Origin of the sequence: Pseudodesulfovibrio pelocollis, assembly GCF_030282845.1 — a bacterium.
GTDB lineage: Bacteria > Desulfobacterota > Desulfovibrionia > Desulfovibrionales > Desulfovibrionaceae > Pseudodesulfovibrio > Pseudodesulfovibrio pelocollis.
In genome coordinates, this window is the sequence record NZ_JASTWE010000024.1 from 1 (window position 1) to 12,516 (window position 12,516).

Consider the following 12,516-nt stretch of genomic DNA (forward strand, 5'->3'; position numbering starts at 1 on the left):
TTCTGTGTTGTCGCTCATCGCCCACCTCGCCCGTCCAGCGCACGCCGCTCCGCACCCGTCAAACCGCCGCCCTTGCCCCGCCTCGGCCCTTCCACAGCGCGATCCGTGCGCACCCCCAGCCTGCGCAGCACCGGCGCGATCTCGGCCCGCCAGAGAACCTCCTCCATGAACGCCTTTGCCGCCTCATGCACCGTCCTCGCCATGCCTACCTCCCTTCCTTGAGCGTCACCGGATCAATCCGCCGCCTGCACTCCTTGGCCCCGCGCGGCCGGGTCAGGGGCAGCCAGCAGTAGCGGCCAAGCCCCAGCTGGGTCTCGGCCCGCGCGCAACCGGCCTCCCAGGCCGGGCAGTCGTAGTCCGCGCAGCGCGCCCGGTCCGGCCCCAGGTCGCGGCTCCTGGCCTGTTTCCCGCTCACGCCGCGTCACCCTCTATCCTGTCCGCGTCCTGGCCCGCGCCCTGGCCCGCGTCCGGCTCCATCTCCATGCGCGCCACCAGCAGGCCGGGCCGCAGGGCGGTCAGCGGGCAGGGGCGGCAGAGCCGGGGCCGGATGTCCATGACCCGGAAAAACCCCCGCCCGTGGAAGCACAGATCGCCGCTGCGCGTGGGCGAGAGCCTGAGAGCACCCTCGGCCGGGGCGAGCAGCAGCTCCAGGGCCATCTGGCCGGTCTCGCGGTTGTAGTGCAGCCGCACATGGGTCGCGCCCTCGGGCAGCAGCTCGCGCATGGCCGAGCGGCTGAAATAAATCTTGCCGGACCGATGCACCGTCAGGCTCGGCACGGTGGGAACCGGGGCCAGCCGCTGATACGCCTCGAACCCGGCCAGCAGATCAAGGCCCGCCGCCTCGGCCTCGCCCGGCCCGGGCTGCCCGTTATCGCCCTGCCCACCCTCGTGCAGATACTGCCGCTCCATCTGCTCGGTCTCCATGTCAGGGTCCACCGCCCCGGCCTGGGCAAACTCGCCGTCCCCAGTGGGCGCAAATTCCTCCGGCCCCAGCAGGGCCGGGTCACCCATCCACACGCAGTTGAAGCGGTCCGCGTCCGCCTCGATGCGCGCCAGCCACAGTTGATGCTCCTCACTCCAGAAAATCCGTCCCGAATTCTTGCCCGCGTAGCACCGGCCGCACAGCCCCATGGCAGGCAGGGTCATGTCCTTGCGATTGCAGCATTCACAGGTACCAGTCTTGGCCATGGCCACCTCCTATCCCCGGAACCGTGGGTGAAATTCCAGCCGCCGCCTGCGCGCCGCATCGCGCACCTGCCGCCAGCTGCGCAAGTTGGTCCACGCCGCTGCCAGCACCATGAGCACCATGCCCAGGACCAGCACCGAGATCACCGCGCAGGCAATCAAAAGAATCTGCATCGTCATCACCAACCTCCTGCGGGTTTGTGCGGGGGCCGCTCCCTCCCCCGCGTGTGGAACCGAGACAAGACCCCCGGCAGAGCGGTGCCGGACCACCCGGCAGGCCGAAATTTCTTGTTATGCCGCCCACGCTCTGATCTGATGAGCAAAACGCCTCTCATCGATTAAACCCTTGGACTTTGAAAAGGATTGAACGTGCACAGGGCGAATGATGTCGATACGAGCAGCCATGCCCGGGTTTGAAGAGACCCATTCAGGGAGTTGATTGCTCTCAAGGAAAATTCCCCCGGAAAACGAAGCCCTGACCAAAGAGCCAAGTTGTCTGGACACCATGGTGTCTCCACCGTGAAAAACTTTGAGCCTGTCCGCGATGCTTCTGGAAATGGTGGGATCAAGCATCACCACCATGATGGGTTTGTCGGCCACTCTGCCAAGAACCCCTGCCGGGTCCAATGCAACGGCCTGCTGGCTGATACGCACACGACAAGGGCCAAATGGCGAACAAGCCTCAATCAACGCCGACGAAATAGTGGAGACGCCACACCTGCCACTGCCGATCGCGCAGAGTATTTTTCTCGGTCTGCGTCGCCCAATCACAGCGCTGGCAAACCTACGCAAGGCTTCTCTGTCCTTTTCCTCAGGCAGAACCGCCTCTATGTATTTGCTCCAAGAAATTTCCATAGACACCTCCCGTTATTTGATCTCTACGCCCTGTCCCCGCGCGGCACGCTCCGGTCGCGCCCGCCCAGCGGGATCTCCCTGCGCCGCCGCATGTCGTCCAGCGCGCGCCGGGCAAAAAACTGCGCCATGCAGATGCGCCCGGCCACCAATCGAGCCACAGGGGCCACCCCTTGGCCGCCGTCCCTGCACTCCTCGATGAGCGCCGCCAGCTCGGCCTCGATGCGCTCCAGCCTGTCCTGCACGCTGATGTCCATGGTCGCCTCCTAGTCCCTGATCAGCCCGGCTATGGGCCGCAGCCTGGCTATGGCCTCGTTGGCCTGATTGATCAGCCCCACAAGCCGCCGGATGATGGCCCGCGCCTCGTTCTGGCTGATGCCCTCCCCGAGGTCAGACTCGGGATGCACGGCCCGCTCCCCGGCCACGGCCACCTCGCCCAGCTCGGCAAACAGGCCGCCCAGCGTCATGATCAGCCCCGCGCAGTCCATCTCCTCCAGGTCCAGCTCCACCGCGCCCAGCTCCACCTGGGCCGCAAACCAGTCCAGCAGCAGGGTCGAGCGCGTGGCCACGCAAAACAGCGCCACCTTGGGCAGGGTCGGCCAGTAGTCGTCGCGCGGGTCGCGGATGCGGTTGACATTGCTCGGCCCCCACCCGCAGGCAGCGGCCACGTCCTCCCAGCTGGACCCGGAGCCGGTCACCATCAGCTGGAGCACGTCCGGCAAGGCCAGCCGGGTCAGGTCGATACGCATGGTCATGATGGGGTTCACCTCGCTATCTCACGTTGTCAGGGCAAAAAAATGCGAATATCGATTCATCATGCGTGAATTATGGGCGCGAATTTCAGGCGCGGACTAGGCGCACTCGCGCAGCCGGGCCAGCTCGGCCTCAAGCCGGGCGTTCTCGGCCAGCAGCTCGGCCTTGCTCAGCTTGAGGGCGGGCAGCAGCTCATCGGGGATGCCCACGCGGCGGCAGGCGGCCAGAAAATCAGAGGGGGCGGATTTGACGTGATAGAGGTAGTGATACACCGTCCGCGCGGTGCGGCCGAATTCCTCGGCCAGCACATGGGCGTTCACATCGGGATGGTCCAGAAACCATTTGCGGAGTTCAATCTTGCGGTTAATCATTTTTTGAAATACCTTCGTAAAAGTTTCAGAATCGGCAGGGACACCAGCAGGGCAACCCTCTGTGCCGTGAAACTAACTTCACGCTTGGTTCACGTCTACTGAAACAATCGCGAAGTGTCAACCGCCCTGGAAGCGAAATGATGAAGAAAAAGCCTGGCTCGGACATCGCCGACGTGACATTGAGGTCAATTCATGCACGATTAGAGGATGTTATCCATGAGCTTGGCGTGTCGAAAAAAGATTTCGCCAAGGCGGGCGGGGTCACGCCCCAGGCGCTCAGCGGCTACTTGGCCGGGCGCAGAACGCCAGACGCTGAAGTTATCGCGAAGTGGGTGCGCGCCTACAACCTCAATGCCAACTACCTGCTGGTCTACCGGGGCACGGTCTTCCGCTCCGAGGCGGACAACCGCCACCCCATGGAGATCGAGCAGCCAGGACAGGCCGAGAATCCGCCCAGGAGTCATGCCGGATTCGCCGGGGTGGTCCACGGCGTGGAGCAGGCCATGCAGGGCGCGGACGAGCTGGCCGTGCTCAAGGCGGTCATCGCCAGACTCGAAGGCGAGCACCAGCTCCTCGCCAAAAAGCGCGGCGTCTACGGCACCCTCATCACCGCCCGCGAGCCGAACCTGCACGAGGACCACGCCGACTACGCCAAGGGCAGCGCCTGCGGCATCGACCAGCCCGATGAGCACGCCAGACCAAAATAGAAGGGCAGGAGGACGGCGCGGAACCCCATTTTTTTTGGCTGCAATGATCGAAAACACGCAGCATCTTGAAAAACAGGTACGTCAAGCCAGCACATTCGGACCAAGTGAGGCAAATCCGATATGTTCAATTTTTTGCGCAGAATGTTTCTGGACTCAACGGTCGAGGTGGCGAGCTTCCGGGAGCCGGGCACGGCCTATCGCTGCAACCTCGACCGAAACCAATGCACCTGCCCGGATTGGCACAAGCGGCGGGGAGGCTACGCAGAGGCCGATGCACAGCGGCTGTGCAAGCACCTGATCTCGGTCTACGGCCAGCTGCGCAACCAGCCCCAGGGCCGCAACGAAACAGGGCAACAGCAGTTGGCCATCTGCCTGCGCCACAAGGTCGGCTACCCCATCGACAAGCTGTACTGTGAAACGTCTTCAGGCCTGATGGACCTGCGCCTTTCCGAGAACAACCCGGACTGGATCAACGTCTACCACGGCGAGGAAGCCTACGGTTTCAACCATGTGGAGGGGCGCTGGTCCTACGGCAACGAGCCTCCACACGCCGAGGAGCTGGTGCGCTTCATCCTCGGCGTCGGCGAGGATCTTCCGGACGACGCCATAGCCACCGCGAAACGAACCCGGCTCGACCAATGGAACTGGACCATCGCCGGGGAATGCCAGGGCATTGACATGTCTTGTGCCATCAACACCAGGGCCAAATGGCAAACCGTCACCCTGGGCGACGATCAATTCCAGCACCACATCCAGACCGACGAGCTACGCGCCATGCACCCCAGGCTCCTGCACATGACGCCAGCCATCAGGGCATGGGTCCGCGCCGAGTTCGAGAGAGCACGCAACAAGCAAGACTGACCAGGAGGTTCCCCATGGGTTACGCCATACTCTTTTCGCTCCTCATGGCCATCATCGTGGCCATGATCGCCAGCTCAAAAAACCGCAGCGGTTTCCTCTGGTTCCTCTACGGCCTGCTGCTCTGGCCCATCGCCCTGGTCCACGCCCTGCTGCTCAAGCCCCAGGCCGCCCAGGGCGAGGACTTTGTCGAGAACCCCGACGGCCCTGCCCGATGCCCCAGCCCAACCTGCGGCAAGATCGTCCACGCCCAGCGCGACGACTGCCCATACTGCGGCGCGCGCATGGACGGCCAGCCCGGCCCCCTGCCCACTCATGGCCCTGACCAGCGCGAATGCCCCCACTGCGCCGAGCTGATCAAGGCCAAGGCCATCAAATGCAAGCACTGCGGCAGCGCGGTGGAGCCAAAGGCAGCCTAGGGCTACTCCCCCGGCCTGACCGGCCACTCCACCGCCCCCGGGAACCCAGCCTGCCCGGGCACGTCCCGCAGTGCCTGCCGGTAGTCCGCCCACAGCCCGATCTCCAGGGCATCCAGCGGCACGTCCGCCAGCTGCGTCCAGTCGCACTCGGCCAGCAGGCGGTCCCGCTCGGCGCGGACGGATTCGGCCAAGGCCGCGTCCCGCGCCTCCTCGTCCACCACGGCTGTGACGATCTGCTCGCGATACACCAACCCGTCCTTGACCCACTCTGTGGTGTAGGTGGTGAAAGGCTGCCGCTGTATGGGGATGGCCTCGTTGTAGCCTAAAGCGTCCAGTTGCTCCACGGTCATGTCTTTGGACCAGCGAACCACGTCACCGTCAGTGATTTTGTTGGGCAACCTGCGCTTGATTGTTCCGTCAGGGTATCTATACATTTAAAACTCCTTTTCGATATTTTGCGCCGTCAGCGGCAAATACCCGGTTGGCGGCGTGTAAGCAAACCCGGTAGAGCCAAAATTTGCTCTGACGCTTGTCGCTGTATCCTCTACCCAATCGCCCATTGCGGGATACAAAGCAGCAGACGTCCACGACACATTGACCGGAGACCCATGAGCGCTCCCATTACGATACAACTGTATTGTTTCAGTGTCCGCGTTATACGCCACCCCCAACGTATTGCCCTCGCGAAATTCGGTCAAACCACTTTGTGACGGGTTAGCCTGAATGTTGGTTGTGTATACAGAACACACAAACCGGTTTCCGCTAATCATGACCCCGCTGGTTGTATAGCGTGTATGGTGGTAGAATTCCCAATACCATTTTCCACTATCAGGCAGAGTCCACCATGTACCCAAAAACCCATACGGGCTGACCCCGAGTGTTATTCGCCGGTTGCCCTCTGTCAGTGTGTAGCCAGAGGCAGTTGATGTTGTTCCGAGCAAAAAAAAGTTACGCTTAAACACCATGTAATTCTCGGTGGGAGTGTCTAGTGTCTGTACCCCTGATAATGCCCAGTGATTATCACCACCGGAAGAGTCTTTACCCATGTCCGCCGCGTCTTCAAACAGAAGAGCCGACCCGTTCGTTCCCCATGGGCCGCTGTATCGTTTCGGAACCCATTTGTCTTCTGTTGCTACACCAAATCTGTCTGCGTTGACTATCTGCCCAGATATGCAGTGCAGCTGTGAGAAATACGCCGATGCTGACCCTGCAATTTCTGCAAGCACGTTGCCCAGCAAAGAGTGAAATGTCGTACCAATGGTACCACTATACATGACAGGAGAACCCCCATCTATTATGTAGGCGACAGAGGTTGACTCTTTCTGTATGACTATGTGATAGTGACAGTCTTGTGCGGCAAGCACAGAACCGAAAACACCGCACGGTTTGACCCAAACAGATATTGTGGCGTTAGTCGTTATGTCAGGCGAATTAGCAAGCGCTTCGGTTATCAGAGCGGAGTAGTCAACGACGAAAGGGTCCGCTTTTTGTGGTAGAATCAAATCGTTAATCAGTCCCATTCCCTACGCCTCCGAGTTGATGAAGACCAAGCCCTTCTTCGCGCCGCTGTTCGTAGCGAAGACGTAGCAGACCTCTTTAGTGGCATCGTACTCGCCCACCGCGACATATCCGGCATCATAAGCGACGGTCCCCCCACCCGTGAGTTCAAGCATCACCCTGCCCTCGCCCGTGATCGTGCCCAGCGTCACGCCGCCAGTGGTATCAACGGTGCGGAACTGCCCGGCAGAGACGGAGATGTCACCAGAGGTGTAGGCCAGAGGGGTTTCGGTGAAGCCAGCGGTCAGCGTGGCAGTGGTGTCGGACTTAAGCGTGTTCGGGTTCGGCGGTTCAGGCGCGAAACTCGGCCCGGTCCTCACCATTTCGCGCCAGAGCGTGCCGACACGGATGAACCACATCCTGTCATCGATGTCGTCCAGGGTCACGTCCGCACCGTCCAGCATGATCATCTGCCCGTCGCCGCCAGCGCCATGGGTCAGCGTCACCGCCCGCGATGCATCCTGGCAGGCGAGCACGAGGATGCGCCCAGCCGGGTGATTGGTCTGGACGATATTGTCGAGCGTGTCGCTTTCCGCGCCGCCTTCGGTATCCACCGTGTGGACCGCAGCCGTTGGCGTTATCGACCCGCTGGCGATGGTCAGGGCGCTGACAGCCGCCCCGCCCGGAAGTTCGGCCAACACGTTGAGGATGGGGCCGAAAAACTCGGCCCGCAGCTTGCCCTCGGAGCCCGTGACACCCTGTCCGATGAGGTTAATGGACGGAATCGTGGTCATATCGCCTCCTAATATCCCTGGATAGTGGCATCGATGATGCCGGTTGTTGTCGTGCCTGATCCATCCAGCACCTCTATCAGAGGGCCGGAGATGTCCTTGTCCACGACCCGCACCATGGCGGCGGACCCGCCGTCGTCCTGGAGCGTCATGGACACGATTTTTACCCGGTGCCAGGTGAGCGCTGTGGGCAGACGGGTTCCCCCTGCCTCAATCTGCACATCCTCGAAAATTTCCTCCTGATCCTCCACGTCAACGCAGCAGGTGATCTCGGAAATCACGGCCTGTTTTGCGCCGCCGCTGGCCGTGATGCGAAAATAATGCGTCACCATCTCGATGTCAGTGAGCTTCCCCGGCCAATCGCGCCACTCGTTTGGCCCGCTCCAGAAAATGGCATCGTCTTCGCCGGTCCAGACAATGTTGTCGTCTTCGCCGGTGAACAGCAGGCGTTGCGAATCCGTGGCATACTGGATGCGCAGACCGTTCCCCCTCATTTCGGTGCGCAGGGTCAGGGTCGCCCCCTCTGCTCCCGGCTCCGGAGTAAACGAAAAAACATACTCCAGCGGCGAGAATGTCGGAGCCCAGAACAAGGCATGGTCCACGCCCGTCCAGATGATGTTGTCGTCTTCGCCGGTCCACAGCGGCGTCCCGTCGGCAACCAGCTCCCCGCCATCCACGTGCCCGCCGGAAATGCTGCCGTCGAACACAGGGTGCAACGGGTATTCCTCGACCACATTGGCGACCAGGGCGTCCCCGAGGTTGATATAAACCCGGGCCGACCTGGCCGACTCGCGACCGCCACGGTCCACGGCCCGCACCGCAAACGTCATTGCCCCGGCAAACCCGGAAATGTCGAACTCCGCAGCCGAGATGAGCCCGGCACCGTGCGCCCGAGACATCCTGTCCCACACCGCGTCCTGACCAACCCCATATTTGACGCGGAACCCGGCAAAATCCTGGGGCGGGTCGTAGGGCCAGACCAGTTTGCGCCCCGACACCATCATCTGCGGCACGTCAGGCGGCAGCGACAACTGCCCCACCACCCTGTGCGACTCGACCAGCGCCCACGGCGAGGCCTTGCCGGTCGGCGAGACGCAGCGCAGGCGCACATCGTAGCGTGTCCCGTCCACCACCTCGCCGATGGTCAGTACCGAGGCGTCAGACGACACCTGTGGCAACACCTGCCAATCGCCTCCCTGGTTGCGGTATTGGGCCTGTACCGCAGCAATCGGCACACCGCCGCCGACAATGCTGAACGCCACCACCATGCGGCTCTGCAACGTGCCGTCGCTCATGCGCAGCAGCACCGACTCGTCCGAGCGCACCGAACGGATGACGGGCGCTGCCGGGTGGCGCGTGGCCGACGCAGGCTTTGTGATCTTGGTGTCAAAGGGCGGGATAGGCCCGGAGAGCGCCTCCTGGATCTCGTCATAGGCGTAGTGGCGCAGGGTCAGCTTGGCGGTCAGGTCCGGCCCGGGATCCACCTTGGTCACCACGCAGTCCTCGGCCTCGCGCCCGGCCGGGCCAAACCAGACCAGCTCGCCCCCCTCGGGGCAGACCGTGGCCGGGATCGGCTCCACCAGATATATGGTCGTATGGCTCCCGGCAGAGCCGGTGATGGCGTAGGTCTCGATCACCCCGTCCATGAGCCGGATGCCCATGGCATAGTCCGTGCCCTCCTCCATGTCCCAGGTGGAGTCGATGTCAACAGCCAGGCACCGGCCCTGCTCGTCGCGCGTCACCGGGTCGTAGACCAGCACCTCCTCTTCCAGCACGTCGTCCCAGGCGTAGCGCACATTGCGCACCCGCGCCGAGCCCGATCCCACCAGGATCACGTCCGACACCAGCTTGACCCGCCCGCCGCGCCCGGTGCGCATGTTCTCCCAGTCCATGTACCGCTCGAAGGTCTCCGGCCGCAGGATGGCGTCCGCAAAGTGGAACCGCCCCTTGAGCCAGACCTGATCCGGATGGTTGAGCCCCCACACGTCCAGGTCCTCGAACAGCGTGGCCGTGGATTCATCATACCCGTCGGCGTACACGTACAGCTCGTCAGGCTGATACCCGGCCTGCTCGTTGATGAACCGGCAGCGCAGGGCGTGGGGCAGCTCGGTGAAGTCCTTGCTGCCCTTGAACCCCCACGAATTGCGCGGGGTCAGCGACTGCCCCACCCCGGGCTTTTCGCCGTCGATGACCACGGAATACAGATTGTCGCGCATGACGTTGCCGCCGCGACCGATGGAGGCGATGTCCGCCAGCAGCTGCCTGACCATCATCTGCTGATCGATCACGGCGTTGAACTCCACGCCAAGCGTCTCGCAGTGGGCCGCGAACTCGGCGAACATCTCCGAGTCGATGCGGCTGTCCGGCGCAGGCCGCCTCCGGGCCGGGCCGCGCAGCACATGGACCATGGCCCAGGCAGGCGAGCGCGACAAAACCATGGCATACTGCGCCTCGTCCTCGTCCCACACCGGCAGATACGCCTCGGCCATGAGGTTGAACGTGTCCACCACGCCAGTCAGGCTGCCGCTGGCCTTGATGACCAGGTCGATGACGCACAGCGGCGGCAGCAGGTCGTAGCGGATGCCCTCGCGCGCCGTGACCGTGCGCAGGGTGTTCAGCGAGATGGAGTCAAAAAGCATCGACCCCTCGTGGTCGTCCGTCACCCGCTCCCAGCGCAGGTCATATTGGCCGCGCGCCACCACGGCCCGGTAGGTGCGGTGGATCTCGGTCAGATGGGTGCCCGTGATGGTGATCACCCCGTCCACGGCCTCGGGAAAATCCGTCCACTCGCCAGACCCCACCAGCGAATAGCTGGCCTTGAACCGCACCGTGGCATCGATTTTTTTGCCGTCAGAGGCGCGAATCTCGTAGAGCCCGCCCATGCCGATGTCGAACTGGACCTCGTCCACGTCCTGGGTGGTGCGCCGGGTGACCGCCCCATTGGCCTTGCGCAGCGATATGGACAGCCCCTCCTGGTGAAAGTCCTGCCCATCCGCGTAGAGCTTCGGCGGCGTGTCGTCGGGCCACCCCTCGCAGTATTCCATCTCCACGCCCTCGAAGCTGTCAATCGGCGTCTCGCCGATCTTGAACTCCGAGAGCTTGAGCGGCCCGTACATGGCGAACCGCTGGCGAAAAAACACCTCGTCCCCGCGCTTCTCGGTGTACGGCTCGGCCACCAGCGTGGGCCATACCCGGTGCCTGCCAAACACCTGGGGGATCGGCCCCCATTTGTTGAGCCGGTTCTGCGAGCCGGTGATGGAGTAGACCGGCGTGACCGTGTCCAGGCCGGACATCGCGCTGGAAAACTTGGGCGTCTGCGGCGGCGAGAGCGCCTTGGCCGCCAGGGAGCCGAGCATGCCGATGCCGCCCATGGCAATGCCCTTGATCAGCGAGTACGTCCCGGACCACGCGCTGAACCCGGCCATGCCGCTGCCCGCCTGATAGGCCGGGGTCAGGGCTCCGGCTATGGCCGGTGCGGCCCAGGCCGCTGCCGCCATGGCAGCCACGCCCACCAGCATGGCAATGGGCGATTTGCCGCCGCCGCCACCGCCGCCCCGCACCGGCACGCTGATGCCCAGCCGGTCGCCGGGGATGGGCGTGAACGTGCCGTATTCGTCCGGGGCCAGCTCGATGATGTCGTTGCCCCGCTCGATCACGGCCACGGCCCTGGCCGATGGTGCAGCCAGGTGGCCGCACTCCACCGCGCGCAGGATGTCGGCCACGGTCCCGCCAAACGGGACCACCGCGTGCTCCACCATGACAGAGAGCGGCGAGGGCCGGACCGAGACCTGAATGCTATGCGGGTCGAGAATCATGCCGAAACACTCCGATCAATCGGTTTTTCCACGCCAGGGTATTGAGCCGCTCCGCCACCGAGTCGCACCCGTCCTCCACATGCAGAAACCAGCCGCCACCCACGCACAGGCCGTAGTGGTACGGCCCGCAGTGGCGCAGCCAGAGCACGTCAAACACCTGTGGCTGCACCGCGCCGGGCCGGTGCATGGTCCAGCCGATGGCCGCATGGTCAAACTGCGTGATGAACTCGCGCAGACTGCGGCGGTCCTGGCCGCGCCGGTAGGCCACACCCGGCAGCTCGGGGATCACAATCCCGGCCTGCTTCATGAGCGCCAGCCGGACCAGCCCCCAGCAGTCCAGGCCGCCGTCGCGCGCCAGGTCGCGCCCGTCCTCCACAAAGGGGATGCCCACATAGTCGTTGATCCAGGCGGGCAGCATCAGAACGCCCCCGGAAACAGCGACGGCGTCACCTGATGGGCCGGATACGGCTCGTTGAGCATATCCTCCCAGCTCAGTTCCCCCACCACCTCCAGCTGGTCATACTCCGCATTGACCAGCTTCATCTCGAACGGCCCGAATTCGATATGGTCGGGCGACGAGGCCAGCACCGCGAACATGGTCACGTCCGGCCCCTCGGAAATGCTGCGCAGCGTGGTCACGATCTCCCGGTCCACGTTGTCGATGACCAGATTGACCTTGGACACCGTGTCCGGGCTGTCGGCCGGGAACTCCCCGCCGAACGGATAGCCGATGAACTCGTGCCCCTGGTGGGTGAGCGGCTTCTTGCTGCCCACGAACCGATACGGCTCCGGCAGCGTCGGGTGGTCCAGCACCAGGCAGACGAGCGGTACCTCGCCTGTCTCCTGCGAGAGCATGGCCCGGACAGCGGCAGGCGATTGATTGCGCTGGCTCACGGCTGCACCTCCACGCTCAAGGTGCAGCGAAAATACATGGACCCCTCTGGCCGAAACTGCGGCGGCGAGGTGATGACCATCTCGCAGGCATGCCCCTCGGTGGGATGCACCCAATCAAATGCCAGCGAGCCGAAAACAAGCGTCTCGCGGTAGAACTCGCGCAGCAGCGTCTTCTGGGCCCGGGTCAGCAGCAGGGGGATTTGCAGCGGCTCCTCGCCTGCCACGTCCCTGGGCCGCCGCTTCTTGGGCCCGGCCTCCATGGCGGTGCGCAGCAGCACGTCCGGCTCGGTCTCGCCGTAGCCGGTTATCTGCACATGCTGGGGCAGGCCCATCGGCCAGACTATGGATGCCATCTAGGGTCCCTCCTCATGGTT

The 12,516-nt window shown here is 63.5% G+C and carries 18 protein-coding genes; 3 read left to right on the forward strand and 15 right to left on the reverse strand.

All coding sequences use genetic code 11. The features are described 5' to 3' along the window. Positions 1-14 precede the first annotated feature (14 nt). The 8 genes from QQS14_RS09555 to QQS14_RS09590 all read right to left on the reverse strand — a co-directional run bounded on the left by QQS14_RS09555 (position 15) and on the right by QQS14_RS09590 (position 3,161). Positions 15-203, reverse strand: coding sequence for a hypothetical protein (locus QQS14_RS09555; protein ID WP_285906760.1), 189 nt, complete (start codon positions 201-203; stop codon positions 15-17). Positions 204-205: 2 nt separating this feature from the next. Then, positions 206-415, reverse strand: coding sequence for a hypothetical protein (locus QQS14_RS09560; protein WP_285906761.1), 210 nt, complete (start codon positions 413-415; stop codon positions 206-208). Then, positions 412-1,188 carry a hypothetical protein gene (locus QQS14_RS09565; RefSeq protein ID WP_285906762.1) on the reverse strand — a complete coding sequence of 259 codons (777 nt, stop codon included), beginning with the start codon at positions 1,186-1,188 and terminating at the stop codon, positions 412-414. The genes QQS14_RS09560 and QQS14_RS09565 overlap by 4 nt, the downstream gene beginning before the upstream one ends. Positions 1,189-1,197: 9 nt before the next feature. Continuing rightward, a complete protein-coding gene (locus QQS14_RS09570) occupies positions 1,198-1,365 on the reverse strand; it encodes a hypothetical protein (protein ID WP_285906763.1) in 168 nt (55 codons plus the stop codon). Positions 1,366-1,476: 111 nt separating this feature from the next. Next, the gene (locus QQS14_RS09575) at positions 1,477-2,040 is read right to left on the reverse strand and encodes a hypothetical protein (protein WP_285906764.1); all 564 of its coding nucleotides are present in this window, start codon (positions 2,038-2,040) and stop codon (positions 1,477-1,479) included. A gap of 23 nt (positions 2,041-2,063) precedes the next feature. Continuing rightward, positions 2,064-2,294 carry a hypothetical protein gene (locus tag QQS14_RS09580; protein WP_285906765.1) on the reverse strand — a complete coding sequence of 77 codons (231 nt, stop codon included), beginning with the start codon at positions 2,292-2,294 and terminating at the stop codon, positions 2,064-2,066. Positions 2,295-2,303: 9 nt separating this feature from the next. After that, the gene (locus QQS14_RS09585; RefSeq protein WP_285906766.1) at positions 2,304-2,792 is read right to left on the reverse strand and encodes a phage regulatory CII family protein; all 489 of its coding nucleotides are present in this window, start codon (positions 2,790-2,792) and stop codon (positions 2,304-2,306) included. Positions 2,793-2,888: 96 nt separating this feature from the next. Next, on the reverse strand, positions 2,889-3,161 hold the full coding sequence (locus QQS14_RS09590) for a hypothetical protein (protein WP_285906767.1): 273 nt from the start codon (positions 3,159-3,161) through the stop codon (positions 2,889-2,891). A 227-nt stretch (positions 3,162-3,388) separates the two neighbouring features. On the opposite strand from QQS14_RS09590, the gene QQS14_RS09595 reads away from it, so the two are divergent. The 3 genes from QQS14_RS09595 to QQS14_RS09605 all read left to right on the forward strand — a co-directional run bounded on the left by QQS14_RS09595 (position 3,389) and on the right by QQS14_RS09605 (position 5,145). Then, positions 3,389-3,868: a helix-turn-helix domain-containing protein gene (locus tag QQS14_RS09595; RefSeq protein ID WP_425607922.1), complete on the forward strand. Its 480-nt coding sequence runs from the start codon at positions 3,389-3,391 to the stop codon at positions 3,866-3,868. 141 nt (positions 3,869-4,009) lie between these two features. Next, positions 4,010-4,729: an SWIM zinc finger family protein gene (locus QQS14_RS09600; RefSeq protein ID WP_285906768.1), complete on the forward strand. Its 720-nt coding sequence runs from the start codon at positions 4,010-4,012 to the stop codon at positions 4,727-4,729. Between the two features lie 14 nt (positions 4,730-4,743). Next, positions 4,744-5,145 carry a hypothetical protein gene (locus QQS14_RS09605; protein WP_285906769.1) on the forward strand — a complete coding sequence of 134 codons (402 nt, stop codon included), beginning with the start codon at positions 4,744-4,746 and terminating at the stop codon, positions 5,143-5,145. A gap of 2 nt (positions 5,146-5,147) precedes the next feature. Here the strand turns inward: QQS14_RS09605 and QQS14_RS09610 are convergent, their stop codons facing one another. Genes QQS14_RS09610 through QQS14_RS09640 form a run of 7 tightly spaced genes read right to left on the reverse strand, consistent with a single transcriptional unit; the run spans position 5,148 to position 12,495 of the window. Beyond that, the gene (locus tag QQS14_RS09610; protein ID WP_285906770.1) at positions 5,148-5,579 is read right to left on the reverse strand and encodes a tail fiber assembly protein; all 432 of its coding nucleotides are present in this window, start codon (positions 5,577-5,579) and stop codon (positions 5,148-5,150) included. Further along, positions 5,580-6,665 carry an SPRY domain-containing protein gene (locus tag QQS14_RS09615; protein WP_285906771.1) on the reverse strand — a complete coding sequence of 362 codons (1,086 nt, stop codon included), beginning with the start codon at positions 6,663-6,665 and terminating at the stop codon, positions 5,580-5,582. Positions 6,666-6,668: 3 nt separating this feature from the next. Further along, positions 6,669-7,436: a hypothetical protein gene (locus QQS14_RS09620; protein ID WP_285906772.1), complete on the reverse strand. Its 768-nt coding sequence runs from the start codon at positions 7,434-7,436 to the stop codon at positions 6,669-6,671. Between the two features lie 8 nt (positions 7,437-7,444). Next, a complete protein-coding gene (gene gpJ, locus QQS14_RS09625; protein WP_285906773.1) occupies positions 7,445-11,248 on the reverse strand; it encodes a TipJ family phage tail tip protein in 3,804 nt (1,267 codons plus the stop codon). Continuing rightward, positions 11,229-11,666 carry an NlpC/P60 family protein gene (locus QQS14_RS09630; RefSeq protein WP_285906774.1) on the reverse strand — a complete coding sequence of 146 codons (438 nt, stop codon included), beginning with the start codon at positions 11,664-11,666 and terminating at the stop codon, positions 11,229-11,231. Before QQS14_RS09630 ends, gpJ begins: the two co-directional genes overlap by 20 nt. Next, positions 11,666-12,142, reverse strand: coding sequence for a DUF1833 family protein (locus QQS14_RS09635; protein ID WP_285906775.1), 477 nt, complete (start codon positions 12,140-12,142; stop codon positions 11,666-11,668). The genes QQS14_RS09630 and QQS14_RS09635 overlap by 1 nt, the downstream gene beginning before the upstream one ends. Beyond that, on the reverse strand, positions 12,139-12,495 hold the full coding sequence (locus QQS14_RS09640; RefSeq protein ID WP_285906776.1) for a hypothetical protein: 357 nt from the start codon (positions 12,493-12,495) through the stop codon (positions 12,139-12,141). Before QQS14_RS09640 ends, QQS14_RS09635 begins: the two co-directional genes overlap by 4 nt. Positions 12,496-12,516 lie beyond the last annotated feature (21 nt).